Below are 21,551 nucleotides of genomic sequence, written 5' to 3'. Positions count from 1 at the left end.
CCCGCCGGTCGATCCGGCTTGCCGCCCGTGTGATCCTTTGGCACCTTGAGTCGGAATCTGCCCGGCCGTTCTCACGATGCGTGACCGCGTGACCATAGGGCAGCATGAAGCCGACGTCACGGGGCGGAGGTTCCACGCATGTCGCCACGGATCCACCTCCCGAGCGGATGGGTGACCTTCGTCTTCACCGACATCGAGGGCTCCACGCGACTGGCCCAGCTGCTCGGTCCGGGCTACCGCCCGGTGCTGCGGGAACACCGCCGGTTGCTGCGCCACACGCTGGCCGGCACCGACGGGGCGGAGCTGTTGACCGAGGGCGACTCCTTCTTCCTCGCCTTCCCGGACGCGGCCGCCGCCATGCACGCCTGCCTCACCGCGCAACGCGCGCTGGCCGGCCACGACTGGCCCACCGCCGAGGCCGCGCCGCGGGTGCGGATGGGGCTGCACACCGGCTACGCCGAGCCCCGCGACGGCGAGTACGCCAGCCCCGAGGTGCACCGGGCCGCCCGGGTGGCCGCCGCCGCCCACGGTGGACAGGTGCTCTGCTCGGCGGCGACCGCCCGGCACGCCGACCCGCTGCCCGACGGAGCGTCCCTGTTGGACCTCGGGCTGCACCGGCTGCGCGGCTTCGACGACCGGGAACGGCTGTTCCAGCTCGTCGCGCCGGGCCTGGAGCGGTGCTTCCCTCGGCCGCGCACCGCCGACGCGGTGGCGCACAACCTGCCCACCCAGGTCACCTCGTTCGTGGGCCGGGAGGCCGAGCGGGCCGAGCTGCGGCGGCTGGTCGAGACGTACCGGCTGGTGACCGTGCTGGGCGCGGGCGGGGCCGGCAAGACCCGGCTGGCCGTGGAGCTGGCTTCCGGGGTGGTCGAGGCGTACCCGGACGGGGTGTGGTTCGTCGACGTCGCGGCCGTCACCGACCCCGGGCTGGTCGCGTTCGAGATCGCCGCCGTGCTCGGGCTGCGCCCGGAGCCGGGCCGGCCCATGGTGGACACCCTGGTCGAGTACGCGGCGGCCCGGCGGATGCTCATCGTGCTGGACACCTGCGACGCCCAGCCGGCTGCCTCGGCCGAGGTGATCTCCCGGCTGCTGTCCGGGGGCCGGGGCGTGCGCGTGCTGGCCACCAGCCGCGAGTCGTTCGGCGTGCCCGGCGAGGTGGTGTGGCGGATCCCGCCGCTGTCGGTGGACCCGGGCCCCGGCGGCGGGGCGAGCGACGCGGTGGCCCTGCTGCTGGACCGCACCACGGCGGCTCGGGGCGGCCGGGCTCCGGAGCCGGCCGAGCAGGCCGACCTGCGCCGGGTGGTCCGCCGGCTGGACGGGTTGCCGCTCGCCATCGAGCTGGCCGCCGCGCGGCTGCGGGTGCTGTCGGCCGGGCAGCTCGCCGAGCGCCTCGACGACATGCTGGGCACGCTGGACGCCGGGCGGGAGGAGCTGGAGCCGCCCGCCGTGGAGGCCGGCTGGACCGGCAACCAGCAGGACACGGTCGACCTCGTGGCCGCCGCCACCGGGGCCGCTCCGGCCACGCCGGCCAGCCGGGCCGTGCAGCGGTCGGCGAACGAGCGGCACCTGACCATGCAGGCCACGGTCACCTGGTCGTACCGGACGCTGGGGGCGCGCTCGGCCCGGCTGCTGCGCTGGCTGGCCGTCTTCGCCGGCCCGGTGGACCTGCCGACCGTGCAGTGGCTGCTCGACGACGACCCGCTCGATCCGCTGTCGGTGCTCGTGGACAAGTCGATGGTGCTGGCCGAGCCGCACGCCTCGGGCAGCACCTACCGGATGCTGGACCCGATCCGGGCGTACGCGGCCCGGCGGCTCATCGAGGCGGGCGAGGAGCAGTCCGCCCGGGACCGGCACGTCGCCTGGTCCCGGCACGCCCTGGAGCGCGCCCACCTGGGCCCGGACGGCCGCCCGGTGACCCTCTCCCTGTACGCGCTCGACCCGCTCGCCGGGGAGCTGCGGGCCGCGTTGCGCTGGTGCGCCACCGGTGGCAGCGCCCGGTCGGGGCTGCGGCTGGCCGGCGGCCTGGACCAGTGGTGGCGGGAGCGCGGGCTGGCCCGGGAGGGGCGGCTCTGGCTGTTCCGGCTCTACGGGCGGATCGCCGAGACCGGGGAGCCGATCCCGGAGGCGGAACTGGCGGCGGCGTACCACATGCACTCGCTGCACGCCGGTGCGGACGGCGAGTTCGCCGAGGAGCTGCGCTATTCGCAGCGGGCCGAGGCGGCCGCCCGGCAGGCCGGCGACCTGGGGTTGCTCGCCCGCGTGCTGGCGGGCCGGGCCGCACCGCTGGTCGACATGGGACAGTTCGTCGAGGCGGAACGGGTCTGCCGGGAGGTCATCGACTGGGCGTACGCCCAGGAGGTGGTCTCCGACGCGCTGCTCGCCGTCTACAACCTCGCCGAGTTGCTGTGGCGCCGGGGCGCGCTGGACGAGGCGGCCGAGGTGCTCGGCGCGGCCCGCCCGGTGGAGGCGGCCCGCCCGGTCGAGCGGGGCCGGCGCTCGGTGGACATGCTGCTCGGTCTGGTGGCGCTGGCGCGGGGCGACCTGGTGGCCGCGCACGAGCACCTGCTGGTGGCGCTCCGTTCCCGGATGAGCCACGGCTATCTGGGCCGGGCGTGCGACACGTTGAACGCCATCGCGGTGCGCTGCGCCCTGGACGGCGAGCCGGTGACGGCGGTCCGGCTCTTCGGCGCCGCCCAGGCGACGCGGGCGAGCCTGCGCGCCACCCCGGGCATCTACGGCCCCTACTGGCTGGCCCGCCAGGCGGAGCTGCGCCAGGCTCTCGGCGATGCCGCGTTCGACGCCGCCTACGCCACCGGCGTGGCCCTCCGCCTGGAGGAGGCGGCCGCCCTGGCCCTGAACCTGAGCCACCCCGACCTGAAGGCCCCCGGTTCCCCCCGCTTCACGGCACCAGCACCGCGCCGCTCCACGGCGAGTTGACCAAGAGGTTCGCGTCGCCGGAGAGCCGGATTCCGACGCGAACCCCTTGATCAACTACTGCGGCGGGTCAGTGGCGGGCGGCCGTGCGTTCGGCCTGGGCCTTCATGCGGGCGGCGCGGTCCAGGTCGGCCTGTTGCACGGCGGCGACCGAGCCGAAGACGCTGACCGCCTGGTAGTAGGTCCAGGCGAGGCTGTAGCAGGCGGGTCGTACGACGGTGTTGTAGGTGGCGCAGACCCGCTTCAGGTCGGCGTAGAACGCGCTGTCCAGGCGGGACTTGTTGGCCGGGAAGATGCCCATGGCCTTGTGGTTGCGGTAGCCGAAGTCGTGCCGGTAGCAGGAGAGGCTGAAGTTGAAGCCGAGCGGGTTGTCCGGGCTGGACGAGCAGTAGTCGGTCGACCAGTCGAAGCCGTACTCGGTCCAGGGTGCCCGGTTCACGCGGGCGGAGTTCCAGGCGCTGTAGCTGCTGGCACTGGTCTGGGTCCAGCTGGAGAGCACGGCGAGCTTCTGTTCGGTGCTCACCGCGGCGGCGGCGGGGGTGGCCACGCCGACGGCGGTGAGCAGGGCGATCGTGCCGGCGGCGAGCAGGGTGGTGAGACGTCGGGACACGGTTACCTCCCCGGGAGTGTGGGGCCATATGTCGACGATTTTCGATCGACGGGGGAGCCGGAGGCGATGCGCCGGGCGACGTGTTGATGACAGGCGTCGAAACAGACGAATGCCTTGCCAGGGCGGCCGGCGGCCGTATACTCGTCTACGAGTAATCGGAGGCGAGGAGGCGGCGGTGGCGAAGCGACGCCGGGTCGGGAACCTCATGGCCCTCGCCGTGCTCTCGGCCCTGGTCGAGCGGCCCCGCCACCCCTACGAGATCGCTGCCGTGCTGCGCGCCCGCGGCAAGGACCAGGACATGCCGATCAAGTGGGGCTCGCTCTACACGGTGGTGGCGAACCTGGAGCGGCACGGCCTCGTCGCGACGGTGGAGAGTGGCCGGCAGGGGCGGCGCCCGGAGCGCACCGTCTACCGGATCACCGAGGCCGGGCGCGCGGAGCTGGTCGACTGGACGCGCGAGCTGGTCGCTGTCCCGGAGCGGGAGCAACCCCGGTTCGAGGCGGGCCTCTCGGTGCTCGGCGTCCTCGCGCCCGACGAGGCGCTCGACCTGCTGCGGCAGCGCCTCGACCGGCTGGAGGACCAGCTCGCCGCGCAGCGGGCGGCGCTGGCCGGGCACGCCCGCGAGGTGCCCCGGATCTTCCTCATCGAAGCCGAATACGACCTGGCTGTCCGGGAGGCCGAGGCGACCTGGGTGCGCGGCCTGCTCGACGAGCTGACCACCGGGGCGCTGCCGGGCCTGGCCGAGTGGCGGGCCTGGCACGAGACCGGCGCGGTGCCGCCGGAGTGGGCGGACCTGGCGGAGAGGGGGACCGAGCCGCACTGAGAGCGGACCCCGGCGGGGTGCGGGAACACCACCGCCGGGGCCCTGACCTGCGAACCGATACCGCGGGAACGGCAACCCGGCCGCAAGGTGGCAACCGCAACGATAACCGGGCTCCCGTCCCCGGGGTCGGTTCGTGCCCGCACGACCCGAGACCGGAGGAAGAGATGAGCACGAAGGACCTGCACGCGCCGAAGCGCAAGCTGCTGCCCGAGATGGAGGGGCGGACCGCCCGCTGGTACGCCCGGAACCGCGGCTCCGCGCCGCAACTGGCCGAGTACCGGCGGCAGGCCGCCCGGCTGGCCGAGGGGCTGCCGGCCGGGGCGGCCGTGCTGGAGGTGGCGCCCGGCCCGGGCTACCTGGCGATCGAGCTGGCCCGGCTGGGGGCGTACCGGATCACCGGGCTGGACGTCAGCCGGACGTTCGTCGAGCTGGCGGGGGAGGCGGCCCGGCGGGCCGGGGTCGAGGCGACCTTCCGCCAGGGCGACGTGCACGAGTTGCCGTTCCCGGCGGACTCGTTCGACCTGGTCGTCTGCCAGGCGGCGTTCAAGAACTTCGTCCGCCCGGTCCGGGCGCTGGACGAGCTGCACCGGGTGCTGCGGCCGGGCGGCCGGGCGGTGATCCACGACCTGCGCGCCGACATCGCGCCGGCGGACATCGAGCGGGAGGTGGCCCGGATGGGGCTGGGCGGGCTCGACGCCTTCTGGACCCGCTCGGCGCTGCGGATGCTGCGGCGGCGGGCGATCACCGGCGACGCCTTCGCCCGGCTCGCCGCGCAGAGCGCCTTCGGTGGCGCCGAGGTGGACCGGGACGGGCTGATCGGGCTGGAGGTGCGGTTGCACAAGGCCGCCTGAACACGGCGGGACGCCCGGGGCGCGAGGCCCCGGGCGTCCCTTGTCGTGCGGGTCAGTGCACGAAGCGCGGCGGGCTCACCGGGCCCTCGTTCCAGAGCCGGTCCAGCGCGGTCACGTAGTAGGTGTGCGCGCCGGCCGTCGCGGTGGTGTCCACCCAGGACTGCACGTCGCCGTCCGTGCCGCGGACGGTGGCGACCAGGTGGGACGCGTCGGCGAAGTCGCAGCGGCCGGCCAGGCCGGCCCCGTCGAACCGGTAGATCGCGTACGAGGTGGCCTCGCCGAACGGACCCTTTCCGTCGGCCGGCTGCCGCCAGCTCAGCCGAACCCCGTCGTCCTGCCGCTCGGCGCGGGTGATGACCGGCATGAGCAGCGGCTTGGACGGCAGCTGCGACATGGTCGGCACCAGCGCCGGCCGGGAGTAGTGCTCGGCGGCGTAGATGTCGGTGGCGCCGAGCCGGTTCGCCCGCACCTGCACCGCGGAGAAGTGCACGTTGCCGAGCACCTCCGGGTACGACCGGTTGAGCGTCAGGTGGTTCGACAGCTCCTGCGGGTTCATCCAGAACGAGCCGTACACCGGGTCACCGCTCTTGTAGTCGGCCTGCCCGATGTAGAGCTGGACGTTGGTGCCCCGCACGGTCTCCGCCCACCACGGCACGAGCCGGGCGTAGTCGGCGGCCGGGTACTGGCCGATGTACCAGTAGAGCTGCGGCACGATGTAGTCGATCCACTCCTCCTTGACCCACTTGCGGGTGTCGGCGGAGATGATGTCGTACGACTGCGAGCCGGTGGTGTCCGAGCCGTTCGGGTCGGCCGACTTGTTGCGCCAGATGCCGAACGGGCTGACCCCGAACTTCACCCACGGCTTCTCCGCCTTGATCTTGGCGTTCATCTCCTGGATCAGCAGGTTGATGTTGTCCCGCCGCCAGTCGGCCTTGTCCGTGAACCCCCGGTTGTACTGGGCGAACGTGGCGTCGTCCGGGTACTGGTAGGTGCCGCTCGGGTACGGGTAGAAGTAGTCGTCGAAGTGCACGCCGTCGATGTCGTACTTCTTGACCGCGTCCATCATCGCGGTCTGCACGAACTCGCGGACCTCGGGGATGCCGGGGTTGTAGTAGAGCCGGCTGCCGGCGACACCGGCCGGCGGGTAGGCGAACACCCAGTCCGGGTGCTGGCGCACCGGGTGGTTCGGGGCGAGCTTCGAGATGTCGGCGCCTGCGCCGCCGGGGGCCGGCATGGAGACCCGGTACGGGTTCATCCAGGCGTGGAACTCCAGGTTGCGCTTGTGCGACTCCTCGACGAGGAAGGCCAGCGGGTCCCAGCCCGGGTTCTGGCCGCGCACCCCGGTCAGGTACTCCGACCAGGGTTCGACCTCCGAGGGCCAGAACGCGTCGGCGGTCGGGCGGACCTGGACCACGACGGCGTTGTGGTTGAGCTTCTGGGCCAGGTCGAGCCAGGCCAGGTATTCGGCCTTCTGCTTGGCGACCTGATCCGGGGCGGTCCAGGACCCCTTGCTGGGCCAGTCGATGTTCGTCACCGAGGCGATCCACATGGCCCGGAACTGCCGCTTCGGGACGGCCGGGTCGGTGACGCAGGTGGTCGCGGTGGAGTCGGTCGCCGTGTTGCTCTCCGCGGCGCTCGCGGGGGTGCCGGCGACGAGCGCGCCGAGCAGCGCCACGGCCAGCCCGGCGGCTCCGAGCCGAGTTGCCTTCATGCGGTGCGGTCCCTTCGTTGGGGCTCACGGGTGCGTGTCGGGTGGCGGCGGACGGGCGGCGCATCCGGCAAGATTCGCCGCACAGTAACTGTCCCCGGTAGAAAACTTTCATCAATCCGGACAGGGCGCAAGACCTGCGGACGGATCGATGCGCAGGTGGGGCCGAACGTCCGAGGGTGAGCCGGGTCATAGTCCGATCCGTGACCTGTCCGACACGTCCCGTACCGGATTAGTGGCGAGAAGGCCTGGGTAGCTTGCCCGGTCACGGACCGCCACCGTGGTGGTCGCACGGTGGGAGGTGGTCATGTCCGTCCTGCGGACGAAACCGATCCGGGACGTGCTCGCCCAGGGTGAGGCCGACGGCGAGGACGGACGGCCCGGGCTGCGTCGCCGCCTCGGCGCGATCGACCTCATGGGCTTCGGCATCGGCATCGTGATCGGCACCGGCATCTTCACGCTGACCGGTATCGAGGCGAAGAACCACGCCGGCCCGGGCGTGGTGATCTCGTTCGCGATCGCCGGCGCGGTCGCGCTGCTCGCCGCGCTCTGCTACGCGGAACTCGCGTCCAGCGTGCCGACCGCGGGCAGCGCCTACACCTACGCGTACGCGACCATGGGCGAGATCGTCGCCTGGATCATCGGCTGGGACCTGCTGCTGGAGTTCGCGCTCGGCTCGGCCGTGGTGGCCCGCGGCTGGTCCGGTTACCTCGCCGAACTCTTCGACCTGCCCAGCGCCTGGTTCGCCGAGGAGGGCAGCGTGGTCAACCTCGGCGCGATCGCCATCGTGCTGATCCTCGGCGTCATCGGCATCGTCGGCATCCGCGAGTCCGCCCGGGTGACCAACCTGCTGGTCCTCGTGAAGGTCGCCATCTGCGTCTTCATCGTGGTGGCCGGGCTGTTCTTCGTGAAGGCGGCCAACCTGAGCCCGTTCATCCCGGCCACCGAGCCGGCCGGGGGCGGCGAGGACGGCATCCGGCAGCCGGTCACCCAGGCCCTCTTCGGGCTGGAGCCGTCCGTCTTCGGCTTCGCCGGGGTGCTGACCGCCGCCGCCGTGGTGTTCTTCGCGTACACCGGCTTCGAGGCCGTGGCGAACCTCGGCGAGGAGACCCGCAAGCCCCGCCGCGACCTGCCGCTGGGCCTGCTCGGCACGCTGGGCATCTCCACGGTGCTGTACATCGGCGTCTCGCTGGTCCTGGTCGGCATGGTGCGCTACACCGACATCGACGAGGGTGCCCCGATCGCGTCCGCCTTCGAGGCGGTCGGCGCCAACTGGGCCGCCGTCCTGGTCTCCATCGCCGCCATCGCCGGCCTCACCAGCGTGATCCTGGTCGACCTGGTGGCCATGGGCCGGATCGGCTTCGCCATCGGCCGGGACGGGCTCATCCCGCCCTCGATCGCCAAGGTCCACCCGCGCTGGGGCACCCCGTACCGGATCTCGGCGATCATGACGATCGGCGTCGCGCTGCTGGCCGGATTCCTGCCGCTCTCCGCGCTGGCCGACCTGGTCAGCATCGGCGCGCTCTGCGCGTTCGTGCTGGTCTCGATCGCGGTGCCGATCCTGCGTCGGCGGCGCCCGGAACTGGAGCGCCCGTTCAAGGTGCCGTTCTCGCCGGTGCTGCCGATCGTGTCCGCGCTGGCCTGCCTCTACCTGATGCTGAACCTGTCGGTGGAGACCTGGATCCGGTTCCTCGCCTGGATGCTGCTCGGCGCGCTCATCTACTTCGGCTACGGCTACCGGAAGAACCGCCTGGCGCGCCGCGAGGCGGCGGCCGAGCCCTCGCCCGCCCTGCGCTGATCAGGGGCGCGGCTGGGGCTCCGCCGTCGGGCCCTTCACCACCGGCCGGCCGTCGGTCCAGACCACCTCGTCGAGCCAGACCTGGCGGCCCGGGTCGGTGCTGCCCTCCTGGCCGGGCCGCCAGGCGTGGTACAGCAGCCAGGTGCGGCCGTCCTTCTCCACCATCGACGCGTGGCCCGGGCCGGAGGCGACCGCGTTCGACTTCAGGAGCGGGTTCTCCGCGGCCTTCACGCACGGCCCGGTGGGGCTCTCGCAGACCGCGTAGCCCTCGGCGTAGGTGTCGCGGTCGTAGGCGTTGGCGGCGAAGAAGAGCAGCAGCTTCCCGTCGTGCCGGTGGAAGAACGGCCCCTCGATCAGCGTCCCCTCCCACGGCTCGGTCTGCTTGAGCAGCTTCGTCGGCGTGCCGACCAGCCGGAGCCCGTCGGGCGAGAGGCGCTGCGACCAGAGCCAGGTGTCCACCCCGATGGCGTTGCCGTCGTTCTTCCAGAGCAGCCAGAGGCTCCCGTCGGTGTCCCGGTACGGGCTGGCGTCGATCGAGCCGCCCAGCTCCGCCTGGCAGACCAGCGGCCCCTCCGCGTCGTCCCGGTACGGCCCGAGCGGGGTGCTCGCCACCGCCCGGCCGAGGCACTGCCGGCCGGAGTCACGGTCGGCCACGGTGTAGTAGAGCGCGAACCGGTCCGGGGCGAGCTGGATGACCTCCGGCGCCCAGGTCTTCCCGGCGTCGGCCCACGCCGGCAGCTCCGGCAGGGCGTCACCGGCCTCGGTCCATCCGACCAGGTCGGGCGAGGTGAGCACCGGGACGTTCCGGCCGCCGGAGTTGGTGTGGAACAGGTACCAGGTGTCGCCGACCCGGATCGCCTGCGGGTCGGGTGCGTCGGTCCGGATGACCGGGTTGGTGTACACGGGTGCGCCCTCCGGCGTACTCGACGGGGTTTCTCCACTGCCGCAACCGCCGACGAGCAGCGCGGCGGCCAGGGCCGCCGCGCCGCGTCGCCACATCCGCCGGTCGGTCATCCCTTCAGGCCGCTGCGCGACACGCCCTGGATGATGTGCCGCTGGGCGAGCACGAAGAGAATCAGCACCGGCACGCTGGCCAGCACCGCACCCGCCATGATCACCGGGTAGTCGGTCACGTAGGCGCCCTGGAGCAGGCCCAGGCCGGCCGGCAGGGTCAGCCGCTCCGGGCTGAACAGCACGTAGACCGGCCACAGGAAGTCGTTCCAGTTGGTGAGGAACGACAGCACCGCCAGGGTGGCCAGCGCCGGCTTCGACAGCGGCAGCAGCACCTGGAAGAAGACCTGCCAGTGGTTCGCCCCGTCCAGCACCGCCGCCTCCTCCAGCTCGGCCGGGATGGAGAGGAAGAACTGGCGCAGGAAGAAGACCCCGAACGCGCTCGCCGCGCCCGGCACGACGATCACCGTCAGGGTGTCGATCCAGCCCAGCTGATCGGCGATCACGAAGTTCGGGATGATCAGCGAGGTGGGCGGCAGGAACAGCGTCCCCACGATCAGCGCGAAGCTCACCTTCCGGCCCTGGAACCGCAGCCGGGCCAGTGCGTACGCGGCCATCGACGCGGTCACCAGCACCAGCAGCGTGTGCAGGCTGGCGGCCAGCATGCTGTTGAGGAACCAGCGCAGCACCGGGTTCGCGGTGTTGCCGAGGATCTGGTCGTAGCCGTAGGTGGAGAACGGGCTCGGCAGCCAGCTCGGCGGGTCCTGCTGCGCGTCGTCGTACGTCTTCAGCGAGGTCAGGGCCATCCAGACCAGCGGGGTCACGAAGACCGCGGTGATCAGGACCAGCGCGGTGTAGCGCGCCACCCGACGCACGTTCGTCATGGTCGCCCCCTCAGTCTTCCCGGTACCGGAACAGCCGGAAGTTGACGATGCTGACGACCGCCAGCAGCAGCGCGAAGAGCACGCTCATCGCGGACGCCTGACCGACGTCGTAGTTGCGCAGACCCTCGTCGACGATCCGCCAGACCACGGTCCGGGTCTGCTCGCCCGGCGCGCCCTGCGTGATGAGGAAGGACTGCCCGAAGACGTTCGCCGAGGCGAGGATCGTCGTGGTGAGCACGAAGAGCAGCACCGGGCGCAGCCCGGGCAGGGTCACGTGGCGGAACCGGTCCCAGGCGCTCGCGCCGTCGACCTTCGCCGCCTCGTACAGCTCGGCCGGGATGTCCTGGAGGCCGGCCAGGTAGATCACCGCATTGAAGCCGCAGGTCCACCAGACCGTCACGCCGACGAGCGAGACCCAGGCCCACGGCACGTCGGTCACCCAGGGGGTGTCCGCGGGCAGCCCGAACGCGCCGAGCAGCCGGTTGACCAGGCCGAGGTTCGCGTCCAGCAGGAAGCGCCAGAGCAGGCCGATGACCGCGACGCCGAGCACGTACGGGGCGAAGAAGGCGGCCCGGAAGAACGTCCGGCCGGGGAACTTCTCGTTCAGCAGCAGGGCCAGGCCCAGCGGGACGACCACGAGCAGCGGCACCGACAGCACGGTGAAGATCGCGGTCGCCCGGACGCTGGACCACCAGTCCGCGTAGTCGGCCGAGTCACTGGAGAACAGGTCGCGGTAGTTCTCCAGCCCGATGAACGGCCGGTTCGGCAGCTGGAGATCCCACTGGTGCAGGCTGATCCAGACGCCGAACACGATCGGCGCCAGCCCGAAGACCAGGAAGAGAACCAGATACGGCGCGAGGAAGAGGTACGGCGTCGCCCGGTGCCCCCGCTGCGTCGCGCCCCGGCGGCGGTTGCGGCCCGCCGGGGGCGGCGCGTCACCACGCGCCGCCCCGACCTCGATCACATCCGCCACGGCGGATCAGTTCCCGTACTTCTTGCGGTTGTCCTCGAGCTGCTTGTTCGCCTTGTTCACCCCGTCGTCCAGCGCCTGCTTCGGCGACTTCTTGCCGAGCGCCGCCTCGTTGAAGGCGTTGTAGAAGGTGGTCATGACCTCACCGAGGCCCGGCGCGGCCGGCGGGAAGGCGGCGTACTCCAGCTCCGGGGCGAGCGCGCTGATCTCCGGCAGGGCCTTGAACTCGGCGCCCTCCCGGACCTCCTTGCGGGCCGGGATCTGGCCACCCTTGGCCCAGTCGAGCGAGTGCTGGCTGAGCCAGTTGATGAAGACCTTCGCCCCGGAGACCTTGTTGTTGTCGGCGCTGCGCTGCTTGACGATCGTGAAGTTGTGCGAGTTGGCCCAGGTGGCCTTCTGGCTGCCGATCTGCGGCAACGGGGCGACGCCCCACTGCACCGAGGGGCTCTTCTTCAGGTCGTTGATCTGCCAGATGCCGTTGAAGTTGAAGGCGTTCTTGCCGCTCTTGAGCGCCAGGTAGTCGGCGTCCTGGCCGACGTTGGCGGGGGAGAAGCCCTGCTTGATCAGGTCGACCAGCCAGGTGCACGCCTCGACGGCCGGGTCCGAGTTGAAGGTCGCCTTCGCCACGTCGGCGTCGAACAGCGTCCCGCCCCACTGGTGCAGCAGGCTGTAGAAGGTCATGCCGCCGGTGAACTGGAACGGGCTGACCCAGAAGCCCTGCACGCCGGCCTTCTTCAGCTCGGTCAGCGCCGCCGTGAACTCGTCCTTGGTCGTCGGCGGCTTGTTCGGGTCCAGGCCGCCCTTCTGCATGACGGCCTTGTTGTAGTAGAAGCCCATCGGGTGCATGTCCAGCGGGATGCCGTACCGCTTGTCGTGGTAGATGCCGCCCTTCCACACCGTCGGGGCGAAGTCGCCCTCGCTCAGCTCCAGGGCCTTGGCCACGTCGTCCAGTTCGGTGATCACGCCGCGGGCCGCGAAGGTGGCGAGCTGGTCCATGTGCATGACGGCGATGTCCGGGCCGTTGCCGCTGGTGACCGCACCGGGCAGCTTGCTGTAGTAGTCCTGCCACTCGTAAGTGATGACGCTGACAGCGATGTTCTGGTGCTCGCTGTTGAACTGCTCGACCAGCTTCTTGAAGATGTCGCCGTCGCCGCCGGTGAATCCGTTCCAGAGCTTCAGGTCGACCTTCGGGCCGGTGTAGTCCTTGCCGCCGTTGCCGGCCGCGGTGGAGCCCTTCGTGCTGCTGCCGCCGCCGCAGCCGGCCAGGGTCAGCGTGGCCGCCGCGCCGAGCCCGACGCCGAGGCCGAGCAGCCGGCGCCGGCTCATCTCGTTCTGGATCATGCTTACTCCTTGGGGGACGGGATGCAGTATTGCCTGGTCACGGCTGAGGCGCGAAGCGCAGCAGGTTCCAGGAGCAGGCGGGCAGTGCCACGGAGCACCGGCCGCCGTCGAGGGTGGGGGTGGTGACCTCCCGGGGCGTCACCCGGTCGGGCTCCGCCTCGGTGTTCGTGGCGGCCGGGTCGGTGCCGGCCGCGAGGGTGGTGTGTCCGACGGCGCGCAGGCCGGGCAGCCCGCGCAGGTCCAGGTCGAGGGGGAGGTCGTTCGGACCCCGGTTGACGGCGAAGACGGCCAGCTCACCGGTCTCCTCGTCGTGCACGGCGACGGTGTCCAGGACCGGCACCTCGCCGTACCGCTTCGTCTCGTACGTCGGGCCGACCGGCTCGGTGCGCAGCACCGTGCCCCGCGCGTGCCGGGCGGTCAGGGCGAACGGGTGGAAGATGCTCTGCCGCCAGGCCGGCCCGCCGTTCCGGGTGCGGATCGGCGCGATCACGTTGGCGAGCTGCGCCTGGCAGGCGACCCCGACCCGGTCGGCGTGCCGGAGCAGGGTGATCAGCAGGTCGCCGACGACCACCGCGTCGACGGCGTTGTAGTCGTCCTCGATGAGGGCCGGTGCCTCGACCCAGCCGCGCCGGTCCAGGTCGGCCTGGAGGCGGGACTGGTACCAGACGTTCCACTCGTCGAAGGAGATCTTCAGCTTGCGCCTGTGCCGCTGCTTGGCGGCCACGTGGTCGGCGGTGGCGACCACCTCGCTGATGAAGTTGTCCATGTCCACCGCCGAGGCCAGGATGCTGGCCCGGTCGCCGTCGGACGGGTCGTAGTAGGTGTGGGCCGAGATGTAGTCGACGTGTTCGTAGGTGTGCTCCAGCACGGTCGCCTCCCAGGAGGCGAAGGTCGGCATCCCCCGGTTGGAGCTGCCGCAGGCGACCAGGCTGATCGAGGGGTCGATCAACTTCATGGCGCGGGCGGTCTCGGCGGCCAGCCGGCCGTACTCGTCGGCCGTCTTGTGGCCCACCTGCCACGGCCCGTCCAGCTCGTTGCCGAGGCACCAGAGCCGTACCCCGTACGGCTCCTCGGCCCCGTGCTTGCGGCGCAGGTCGGACAGCTGGGTGCCGCCCGGGTGGTTCGCGTACTCCAGCAGGTCGCAGGCCTCCTGGACGCCCCGGGTGCCGAGGTTGACCGCCATCATGGGCTCGACGCCGGCCTCGGCCGCCCAGGTCATGAACTCGTTCAGGCCGAACGCATTGGTCTCGATGGTCTTCCAGGCCAGGTCGAGCCGGCGGGGACGGTCGCCGACCGGGCCCACGCCGTCCTCCCAGCGGTAGCCGGAGACGAAGTTGCCGCCCGGGTAGCGGACCACCGAGACGCCCAGCTCGCGGGTCAGGTCCAGCACGTCGCGCCGGAAGCCGTGCGCGTCGGCGCTCGGGTGGCCGGGCTCGTAGACGCCGCCGTAGACGCAGCGACCCATGTGCTCGACGAACGAACCGAAGAGGCGACGGTCGGCCGCTCCGATGGTGAAGGTCGGGTCGATCGTGAGCTGCGCGTTCCGCACGGGTGCCACCCTTTCCTCGGTGCTGTTCCGGGTGACCTCGGTCACCGGTGTCCCTGGTTTGTACAACGTTGTAAGCAACGCTGTAAAGGGGCCGTTACGTCGTCGTGACGGAGTAGAGTGCGGCCCAGCAGTCACCCGGGAGGAAGTTCAGTGCGGCACAGGCTCAAGGACGTCGCGGAACGAGCCGGCGTGTCGGTGAAGACCGTCTCCAACGTGGTCAACGGCTACCAGCACGTCCGCGCCGACACGCGCGCCCGGGTCGAGGCGGCCATCGCCGAGCTCAACTACCGCCCCAACCTCTCGGCCCGCAACCTGCGCAAGGGGCGCACCGGGGTGATCGCCCTGGCCGTGCCGGAGCTGGACATCCCCTACTTCGCCGAGCTGGCCCGGCACGTGGTGACCGCCGCCGCCGAGCACGGCTGGACGGTGCTCATCGACCAGACCGGCGGCGGCCCGGAGCAGGAACGAAAGGCGGCCAGCGGGATCGCCGACCACATGATCGACGGCCTGATCTTCAGCCCGCTCGCGCTCACCGCCGACGACCTCGCCGGCCTCGACGGCATGCCCATGGTGCTGCTCGGCGAGCGGGTCGACCACGGCCCCGCCGACCACGTCGTGGTCGACAACGTGGCCGCCGCCCGGGAGATCACCGCCCACCTGATCGGGCTCGGCCGCCGCCGGATCGCCGCGATCGGCTCGCAGCGCACGCCCGAGGGCGCCAGCGCCCGGCTCCGCCTGGCCGGCTACGCCGCCGCGCTGGCCGACGCCGGCATCGCCTACGACGACCGCCTGGTGGCGCCCGCGCCGGCCTGGCACCGCGCGGACGGCGCGGCCGCCGTGCGGCACCTGCTCTCCACCGGGGTACGCCCCGACGCCGTCTTCTGCTTCAACGACACCCTTGCCCTCGGTGCGCTGCGGGCCCTGCACGAGGCCGGCCTGCGGGTGCCCGACGACGTTGCGGTGGCCGGCTTCGACGACATCGAGGACGGCCGCTTCTCCATCCCCACCCTGAGCACGGTCGCCCCGGACAAGGAACGCATCGCCCGCCTGGCCGTCGAACTCCTGGCCAACCGCCTGACGGCCGACCCGGAAACCCCACCCCGGGAACTGGTCGCCCCCCACCGCCTGGCCCTCCGCGAATCCGCCCCGTAACCGGCCGCGCCTTCGGCGCGCCCCCGCCCCCCTCCGCGCCGCCCGGTCGCCCTCGGCGGTCGATCATGAGGTCAACGGCGAAGTTGATCTCCTGGAGTGCCGCCAACCTCATGATCGACGGTGCGACCAGTGAGGGTCAGTCGAAGAAGCGGGCCAGGTGGGAGCTCGACGGTTGTGGGGCGTCGGGTGGGAGGGGCGTCAGGTCGGCGAAGATCGAGGCGCCGTCGCAGCCCACGTGCAGCGGATACCAGCGCGGGGTGCCGGGCGGGCGCTGACCGCAAATGCCCTTGAAGGTCTGCACGTCCAGCAGGCGCACGTGGGTGGGGTCGGCCACCGCGTTCACGTGCCGCCACCACGGGCTCATCACGTGCAGCACGCCGCCCGGGCGCAGCACCCGGTGGCACTCGTCGAGCAGCGGCAGGAAGTCGATGAGGTGCTCCAGGATGTGCACCGCGAACAACACGTCCACCGAGTCGTCGGCCAGCGGCAGCGAGCCGGACAGATCCGCCACCGCGTCCACCCCGGGCGCCGGGTAGATGTCGAGCCCCAGGTTGCCCGGCCACTGCTTGGTCGCCCCGCAGCCGAGGTCCACGACCACCGGCGCCCGGCCGGCGACGCCCACCCGGCACCAGACGCCGAGCACCCCGGCGAGCCGGCCCACCAGGTCCCGGACCAGCCGCAGCTCGGCCGGGTCGGCGACCGCGCCGTCGAGGTGGGCCACGCCCCGGTCGAAGCGCACGTCCACGGTCAGCCCGCGCAGCCGCTCGTCGTGCCGGGCCTGATCGGCCCACGCCTCGGCGAGGAAGCCGTCGACCTCCCGCAGCCGCTCGCCCGAGAGTGCGGATTGCCCGATCGCGACCATGCGCCCACCTCCGGGCGGCGCGATACCCGCATCCCCGCCCGATATGCCTGACCTGCCCGGGAAGCCGCGCGGGGGCGGTTGATCCACTCCACCTCGCCGAGCTGGCGGCATCCGGCACCCGTCGATGGCCCTACATCGGCGAGCTGGAGTGGATCAAGGATCAGCCGGCGATGGTGCGGCGGGCGGTGCGGGAGCCGCGCATCCGCTGGCGCGGCTGGGGTGCGGCCGCCTTCGGCCGTTTCAGGTGGTAGCGGTGCAACTCGTTGTTGCCGGGCAGGGACGGGTCCTCGCTCATCGCGACCAGTTCCCACCCCTGGTCGCCGGCCCGGTTCAGGTGGGCCAACGCGGTGTCGCCGTACGGCGTGACGTCGATCATGGAGCCGTCCGGGCCGTACCAGATGAAGACGACCTCCCACCCGATGTCGGTGGTGGCGGCCTGGCGGCGGCGGACCAGCAGCGCGTACTCCCACTTGAGCATGGCGTCATTCTCACCCCGCGCGACCGGGTCGGCACGGATCAATCCTCGGCGATCCGTCCGTCCGCCACGCGCAGCCGCCGGTTGACGCTCACGGCGTCCAGCATCCGGCGGTCGTGGGTCACCAGCAGCAGGGTCCCCGGGTAGCCGGCCAGGGCCCCTTCGAGCTGCTCGATCGCCGGCAGGTCCAGGTGGTTGGTCGGCTCGTCGAGCACCAGCAGGTTCACCCCGCGCCCCTGCAGCAGGGCCAGCGCGGCCCGGGTGCGCTCCCCGGGGGAGAGGGTCGCCGCCGGCCGCAGCACGTGGTCGGCCCGGAGGCCGAACTTGGCCAGCAGCGTCCGCACGTCCGCCGGGCTCAGCTCGGGTACGGCCGCGCCGAACGCGTCCAGCAGGGGCTGGTCGCCGAGGAACAGCCCCCGGGCCTGGTCCACCTCGCCCACCACCACGCCCGGACCGAGCGCGGCATGGCCCTCGTCGAGCGGCAGCCGGCCGAGCAGCGCCGCCAGCAGCGTGCTCTTGCCGGAGCCGTTCGCCCCGGTGATCGCCACCCGGTCGGCCCAGTCGATCTGGAGGTCCACCGGGCCGAGGGTGAAGTCGCCGCGGCGTACCACGGCGCCCCGGAGCGCGGCCACGACGGCGCCGGCGCGGGGCGCGGCGGCGATCTCCATCCGCAGCTCCCACTCCTTGCGCGGCTCCTCGACCACCTCCAGCCGCTCGATCAACCGCTCGGTCTGCCGGGCCTTGGCGGCCTGCTTCTCGCTGGCCTCGGAGCGGAACTTGCGGCCGATCTTGTCGTTGTCGGTGGCTTGCGGCGGGCGTTCTTCACGCCCTTCTCCATCCACGACCGCTGCGTCCGCGCCCGCGCCTCCAGCTGGGCGCGGGTGCCGGCGTACTCCTCGTACTCCTCGCGGGCGTGCCGGCGGGCCACCTCGCGCTCCTCCAGGTAGGCCGCGTAGCCGCCGCCGAAGTGGTTGACCTGGCCCTGGTGCAGGTCCAGCTCCACCACGCGGGTGACCGTGCGGGTGAGGAACTCCCGGTCGTGGCTGACCAGCACCGTGCCGGCCCGCAGCCCGGTGACGAAGCGTTCCAGCCGGTCCAGGCCGGCCAGGTCCAGGTCGTTGGTGGGCTCGTCGAGCAGGAAGACGTCGTACCGGCTCAGCAGCAGCGAGGCCAGCCCGGCCCGGGCCGCCTGGCCGCCGGAGAGGCCCGTCATGGGGTGGTCCAGGTCGACGTGGAGCCCCAGTTCGGCGGCGACCTGCTCGGCCCGCTCGTCCAGGTCCGCCCCGCCCAGGTCCAGCCAGCGCTCCAGCGCCGTGGCGTACGCGTCGTCCGCGCCCGGCGTCCCGGCGGTCAGCGCCTCGGTGGCGGTGTCCAGCGCCGCCTGCGCCGCCGTCACGCCGGTGCGCCGGGCCAGGAAGCCGCGGACCGTCTCGCCCGGCCGGCGCTCCGGCTCCTGCGGCAGGTAGCCGACGGTGGCGGTCGGCGGGTTCAACGCCACCGAACCCTGCTCCAGCGGCTGGAGCCCGGCGAGGGTACGCAGCAGCGTGGACTTGCCGGCGCCGTTCACCCCGACGAGCCCGACCACGTCGCCCGGGGCGACCACCAGGTCCAGGTCGGTGAAGAGGAGGCGGTCGCCGTGCCCGGCGGTGAGGTCCTTGGCGATCAACGTGGCACTCATGAGGAGATCGAGCCTACCGGCGCGCGGAATCGATCGACCCGCGCTCGGCGCCGGGCCGCCGTGAGGGAGACTCACAGCCGTGGAGACCACTCTGGCGATCGACTGCGGGGGCGGCGGGATCAAGGCCTCCGTGCTGGACGCGGCGGGGACCATGCGGGCCCGGCCGCTGCGGGTCCCCACCCCGTACCCCCTGCCGCCCGCACTCTTCGTCAAGACGCTGCTGGACCTCGGCGGACGGCTGCCCCCGGCGGACCGGCTCACCGTCGGGATGCCCGGCATGATCCGGCACGGCGTGGTCGTGGCCACGCCGCACTACGTGACCCGCTCCGGCCCGCGCAGCCGCGTCGACCCGGACCTGGTCGCCGAGTGGTCCGGGTACGACGCGCGCAGCGCCCTGGCCGACGCGTTCGGCATCCCGGCGCTGGTGCTCAACGACGCCGAGGTCCACGGCGCGGGCGTGGTCGCCGGGACCGGCTGCGAACTGGTGCTGACCCTCGGCACCGGGCTCGGCAGCGCGCTCTTCGACGGCGGGGTGCTCGCCCCGCACCTGGAGCTGTCGCACGCCCCGGTGCGGTGGAACACCACCTACGACACGTACGTCGGGGAGCCGGAACGGCGGCGCCTCGGCGACGCGTTCTGGTCGAGGCGGATCCGGCAGGTGGTCGACGGCCTGCGGCCGGTCTTCCGCTGGGACCGGCTCTACCTGGGCGGCGGCAACTCCCGCCTCATCCGGCCCGACCAGCTGGCCCGGATGGGCGACGATGTCGTGGTCGTCCCCAACACGGCCGGAATCGTCGGTGGCGTCCGGGCCTGGGAGCTGGTCGGGGACCGGTACGACCCGACCTCCTGAGCGCGATCCTCCCCGAAGGAACACTCGCGGTACGGCTGGTGTTGTGCCAGCGTCGGAGAAAGGGCTGGCGCGACACGAGGAGGTGGGTCGAGTGGATCTTCTGGCGGAGTACCGGCGGGCGACCATGTTCTTCGAAGCGGGTGACCCGACCGGAGCGGCCCGGCTGCTCGAACCGATCGTCGAGGCCGAGCCCGGCAACTCCTCGGTGCGGCAGCTGCTGGCCCGCGCGTACTTCCAGTCGGCCCAGCTCAACCGGGCCGAGGAGCAGCTGCGCGAGCTGGTCGACCGGGACCCGAGCGACCACTACGCGCACCACGTGCTCGGCCGGACGCTGGAGCGGATGAACCGCCCCGCCGACGCGCTGCGGCACCTGCGGATCGCCGCGGCCATGTACTCGACCAACGCCGACTACACCGCGGCGCTGCGCCGGGTGGAGGGCAAGGTCGGCGGCCGCTGACGGTGGACTGCGAAGGGCAGCCCTGCGGGGCTGCCCTTCGGCGTACCTAGGATGGTCCGGTGAAGCTCAAGCTCGATCTCCACGAGATCTACAACAAGGGCTACGAGATCGACCGTGCCCTGCGGGACATCATGAACGAGGCCGTGGCGAAGAAGGCCAGCATGGTGGAGATCATCCCGGGGAAGGGCTCCGGCCAGCTGAAGAAGAAGGTGCTGCGCTTCCTCGACCAGAAGGACGTGAAGCAGCTCTACCACCGCGTCGAGAAGGACTCGAAGAACTTCGGCCGCCTCTTCGTCCACTTCCGCTGGAAGTGAGCTCCGGGTCTACATGCGGGCCTGGCGGCGGCCGGCGATCGTTCCGGCGGCAAGCGTGCTGGCCATGACTGCCGCGAGAACAAGGATCGCGGTGATGGAGATATCTAGTGGCCACCCCGCTTGTTTGGAACAGAGCAGATAGGTGGCTTGTGCCAAGGCCGGCGCCAGGAGAAGCACCGAGGCGACGATGGGCATCCGTGCATCGACCGGCGCGGTGATGACGGCCAGTGCGGCGAACGCGCACAAGGACATCAGTGGTGCGTCCAACCACCCGTTGATCGGGCTCGGCGCCAAAGCGACGACTGCCAGTGCCCCGAGGACGGGCCAGGCCCACGGTCGGGCCACGGGCGTTCGGGGTGCGCGGAGCAGTCGCAGCAACGCCAGCGAAGCCAGCAGCGCTGGCCAGAACTGGGGAAGCATCGCGTCCTGGAGGTCATAGACCGACGAGAACCAGAACGATAGGTCCCACCCGTTCGCCGACAAATGTTGCGCGGCCACGGTCAAGATCGCCGCAGCGAATGCCAGCCGGTAGCTACCCCACGCCGCAGCGAAGAGCGCGATGGTCAGCAGCGCCGGAATGACGATGAACCACCATCCGCCGGGGTTGTATGGGCCCTCCGACAGCATCGTCACCAAGACCCCGATCGGGCCTCCGGCCCGCTGCGTCATGCCGTACACGAGCAGGGACAGCGCGGACACTCGCAGCGCGGAGTATCCCAGCGCCGATCGCGAGCCGAGGCGGTCGACGCCGGTGCGGGCGCGCAGCCCCCCGACCACGAGCGCCACCGCCTCCCGAAGGCTCGGCCGCCGCGCGTCGTCGGCCGTGGCGAGGAGGGTTTCGAGCATCTCGTCGGCGCGATACTGCCGGTAGGCGCGGGGGTAGGCCCGCAGCAGCCACCGGTAACGGCGCTCCAGCTCGGTCATGCCGGCACCACCCGGCCCGCAGCCGCCGGGCGGACGGAATGGTTACGAACGACGCTCGCCGCCGCAGCCATCCGCTCCGCTTCCGCGGTCAGCGCGGACAAACCTCGCTGGGTCAGCTCGTAGGTGCGGCGGGCACGACCGTTGACCACCGCTTCCTCGGCCACCCTCACCATCTCCTCACCGGTGAGCCGGTCCAGAGCGGCGTAGAGGGTGCCCGTCGTGAGGCGTACCCGGCCGTCGGACAACTCCTGCGCCCGCTTGACGATCGCGTAGCCGTGCAGGGGCTCGTCCTGCAACGCGGCCAGGATGAAATAGGTGGGTTCGCGCATCGACGCGGAGGGCCTGGTCATGTCGTCTACATAAGCAGATGATCGACGTATTGGTCAAGATCCCGAGCGCGACGGCGGCTGCCCGGAGCCG

General features: G+C 72.0%; 18 protein-coding genes and 2 pseudogenes. 8 read left to right on the top strand and 12 right to left on the bottom strand.

Features of this window, described 5'->3' with window-relative positions; genetic code table 11:
- The first annotated feature begins 138 nt into the window (after positions 1 to 138).
- On the top strand, positions 139 to 2,937 hold the full coding sequence (locus tag GCE86_RS22690) for an ATP-binding protein (protein WP_154228800.1): 2,799 nt from the start codon (positions 139 to 141) through the stop codon (positions 2,935 to 2,937).
- Between the two features lie 67 nt (positions 2,938 to 3,004).
- Here GCE86_RS22690 and GCE86_RS22685 read toward each other — a convergent pair whose 3' ends face one another.
- Entirely contained in the window at positions 3,005 to 3,544 is a 540-nt protein-coding gene (locus tag GCE86_RS22685; protein ID WP_154228799.1) for a phospholipase, read from the bottom strand.
- A 175-nt stretch (positions 3,545 to 3,719) separates the two neighbouring features.
- Between GCE86_RS22685 and GCE86_RS22680 the strand changes: the two genes are divergently transcribed.
- On the top strand, positions 3,720 to 4,367 hold the full coding sequence (locus GCE86_RS22680; protein ID WP_154228798.1) for a PadR family transcriptional regulator: 648 nt from the start codon (positions 3,720 to 3,722) through the stop codon (positions 4,365 to 4,367).
- A gap of 164 nt (positions 4,368 to 4,531) precedes the next feature.
- Positions 4,532 to 5,218, top strand: a complete 687-nt coding sequence (locus tag GCE86_RS22675) for a class I SAM-dependent methyltransferase (protein ID WP_204342950.1) — start codon at positions 4,532 to 4,534, stop codon at positions 5,216 to 5,218.
- A 52-nt stretch (positions 5,219 to 5,270) separates the two neighbouring features.
- On the opposite strand, the gene GCE86_RS22670 is transcribed toward GCE86_RS22675, so the two are convergent.
- The gene (locus GCE86_RS22670) at positions 5,271 to 6,929 is read right to left on the bottom strand and encodes a glycoside hydrolase family 10-like protein (RefSeq protein WP_154228797.1); all 1,659 of its coding nucleotides are present in this window, start codon (positions 6,927 to 6,929) and stop codon (positions 5,271 to 5,273) included.
- Between the two features lie 304 nt (positions 6,930 to 7,233).
- Here GCE86_RS22670 and GCE86_RS22665 point away from each other — a divergent pair, with 304 nt between their 5' ends.
- Complete coding sequence (locus GCE86_RS22665; RefSeq protein ID WP_154228796.1) at positions 7,234 to 8,724, top strand: amino acid permease; 1,491 nt, start codon at positions 7,234 to 7,236, stop codon at positions 8,722 to 8,724.
- On the opposite strand, the gene GCE86_RS22660 is transcribed toward GCE86_RS22665, so the two are convergent.
- Genes GCE86_RS22660 through arfA form a run of 5 tightly spaced genes read right to left on the bottom strand, consistent with a single transcriptional unit; the run spans position 8,725 to position 14,419 of the window.
- Positions 8,725 to 9,738: a glycoside hydrolase family 43 protein gene (locus GCE86_RS22660; RefSeq protein WP_154228795.1), complete on the bottom strand. Its 1,014-nt coding sequence runs from the start codon at positions 9,736 to 9,738 to the stop codon at positions 8,725 to 8,727.
- On the bottom strand, positions 9,735 to 10,559 hold the full coding sequence (locus GCE86_RS22655) for a carbohydrate ABC transporter permease (protein WP_154228794.1): 825 nt from the start codon (positions 10,557 to 10,559) through the stop codon (positions 9,735 to 9,737). The genes GCE86_RS22660 and GCE86_RS22655 overlap by 4 nt, the downstream gene beginning before the upstream one ends.
- Before the next feature lie 10 nt (positions 10,560 to 10,569).
- On the bottom strand, positions 10,570 to 11,532 hold the full coding sequence (locus GCE86_RS22650) for a carbohydrate ABC transporter permease (RefSeq protein WP_154228793.1): 963 nt from the start codon (positions 11,530 to 11,532) through the stop codon (positions 10,570 to 10,572).
- A gap of 6 nt (positions 11,533 to 11,538) precedes the next feature.
- Entirely contained in the window at positions 11,539 to 12,870 is a 1,332-nt protein-coding gene (locus tag GCE86_RS22645; RefSeq protein WP_154228792.1) for an ABC transporter substrate-binding protein, read from the bottom strand.
- A gap of 37 nt (positions 12,871 to 12,907) precedes the next feature.
- Entirely contained in the window at positions 12,908 to 14,419 is a 1,512-nt protein-coding gene (gene arfA / locus GCE86_RS22640; RefSeq protein ID WP_154228791.1) for an arabinosylfuranosidase ArfA, read from the bottom strand.
- A 150-nt stretch (positions 14,420 to 14,569) separates the two neighbouring features.
- On the opposite strand from arfA, the gene GCE86_RS22635 reads away from it, so the two are divergent.
- On the top strand, positions 14,570 to 15,571 hold the full coding sequence (locus GCE86_RS22635) for a LacI family DNA-binding transcriptional regulator (RefSeq protein WP_154228790.1): 1,002 nt from the start codon (positions 14,570 to 14,572) through the stop codon (positions 15,569 to 15,571).
- A 136-nt stretch (positions 15,572 to 15,707) separates the two neighbouring features.
- Here GCE86_RS22635 and GCE86_RS22630 read toward each other — a convergent pair whose 3' ends face one another.
- The 3 genes and pseudogenes from GCE86_RS22630 to GCE86_RS22620 all read right to left on the bottom strand — a co-directional run bounded on the left by GCE86_RS22630 (position 15,708) and on the right by GCE86_RS22620 (position 18,586).
- The gene (locus GCE86_RS22630; protein ID WP_154228789.1) at positions 15,708 to 16,433 is read right to left on the bottom strand and encodes a methyltransferase domain-containing protein; all 726 of its coding nucleotides are present in this window, start codon (positions 16,431 to 16,433) and stop codon (positions 15,708 to 15,710) included.
- 232 nt (positions 16,434 to 16,665) lie between these two features.
- Positions 16,666 to 16,911: pseudogene (locus tag GCE86_RS22625) on the bottom strand (hypothetical protein); the annotation flags it as partial.
- A 38-nt stretch (positions 16,912 to 16,949) separates the two neighbouring features.
- Positions 16,950 to 18,586: pseudogene (locus tag GCE86_RS22620) on the bottom strand (ABC-F family ATP-binding cassette domain-containing protein).
- Positions 18,587 to 18,665: 79 nt separating this feature from the next.
- On the opposite strand from GCE86_RS22620, the gene GCE86_RS22615 reads away from it, so the two are divergent.
- The 3 genes from GCE86_RS22615 to GCE86_RS22605 all read left to right on the top strand — a co-directional run bounded on the left by GCE86_RS22615 (position 18,666) and on the right by GCE86_RS22605 (position 20,207).
- A complete protein-coding gene (locus tag GCE86_RS22615) occupies positions 18,666 to 19,436 on the top strand; it encodes an ROK family protein (protein ID WP_154228788.1) in 771 nt (256 codons plus the stop codon).
- Between the two features lie 91 nt (positions 19,437 to 19,527).
- Complete coding sequence (locus GCE86_RS22610) at positions 19,528 to 19,893, top strand: tetratricopeptide repeat protein (RefSeq protein ID WP_091262954.1); 366 nt, start codon at positions 19,528 to 19,530, stop codon at positions 19,891 to 19,893.
- 59 nt (positions 19,894 to 19,952) lie between these two features.
- Positions 19,953 to 20,207 carry a Smr/MutS family protein gene (locus GCE86_RS22605; protein ID WP_091262953.1) on the top strand — a complete coding sequence of 85 codons (255 nt, stop codon included), beginning with the start codon at positions 19,953 to 19,955 and terminating at the stop codon, positions 20,205 to 20,207.
- Between the two features lie 9 nt (positions 20,208 to 20,216).
- Here GCE86_RS22605 and GCE86_RS22600 read toward each other — a convergent pair whose 3' ends face one another.
- A complete protein-coding gene (locus tag GCE86_RS22600) occupies positions 20,217 to 21,131 on the bottom strand; it encodes a hypothetical protein (RefSeq protein ID WP_154228787.1) in 915 nt (304 codons plus the stop codon).
- Positions 21,128 to 21,481 (bottom strand): PadR family transcriptional regulator, encoded by a 354-nt coding sequence (locus GCE86_RS22595; protein ID WP_154228786.1) that lies wholly within the window; start codon positions 21,479 to 21,481, stop codon positions 21,128 to 21,130. Before GCE86_RS22595 ends, GCE86_RS22600 begins: the two co-directional genes overlap by 4 nt.
- Positions 21,482 to 21,551 lie beyond the last annotated feature (70 nt).

Origin of the sequence: Micromonospora terminaliae (assembly GCF_009671205.1) — a bacterium.
In the GTDB taxonomy this organism is placed as follows: Bacteria; Actinomycetota; Actinomycetes; order Mycobacteriales; family Micromonosporaceae; genus Micromonospora; species Micromonospora terminaliae.
This window is presented reverse-complemented; position numbering and strand designations above follow the sequence as displayed.

Coding starts and splice junctions, on each gene's coding strand:
- GCE86_RS22595 (WP_154228786.1), bottom strand. CDS start 21,481: ATGACCAGGCCCTCCGCGTCGATGCGCGAACCCACCTATTTCATCCTG.
- GCE86_RS22600 (WP_154228787.1), bottom strand. CDS start 21,131: ATGACCGAGCTGGAGCGCCGTTACCGGTGGCTGCTGCGGGCCTACCCC.
- GCE86_RS22660 (WP_154228795.1), bottom strand. CDS start 9,738: ATGACCGACCGGCGGATGTGGCGACGCGGCGCGGCGGCCCTGGCCGCC.
- GCE86_RS22655 (WP_154228794.1), bottom strand. CDS start 10,559: ATGACGAACGTGCGTCGGGTGGCGCGCTACACCGCGCTGGTCCTGATC.
- GCE86_RS22665 (WP_154228796.1), top strand. CDS start 7,234: ATGTCCGTCCTGCGGACGAAACCGATCCGGGACGTGCTCGCCCAGGGT.
- GCE86_RS22630 (WP_154228789.1), bottom strand. CDS start 16,433: ATGGTCGCGATCGGGCAATCCGCACTCTCGGGCGAGCGGCTGCGGGAG.
- GCE86_RS22670 (WP_154228797.1), bottom strand. CDS start 6,929: ATGAAGGCAACTCGGCTCGGAGCCGCCGGGCTGGCCGTGGCGCTGCTC.
- GCE86_RS22675 (WP_204342950.1), top strand. CDS start 4,532: ATGAGCACGAAGGACCTGCACGCGCCGAAGCGCAAGCTGCTGCCCGAG.
- GCE86_RS22690 (WP_154228800.1), top strand. CDS start 139: ATGTCGCCACGGATCCACCTCCCGAGCGGATGGGTGACCTTCGTCTTC.
- GCE86_RS22645 (WP_154228792.1), bottom strand. CDS start 12,870: ATGATCCAGAACGAGATGAGCCGGCGCCGGCTGCTCGGCCTCGGCGTC.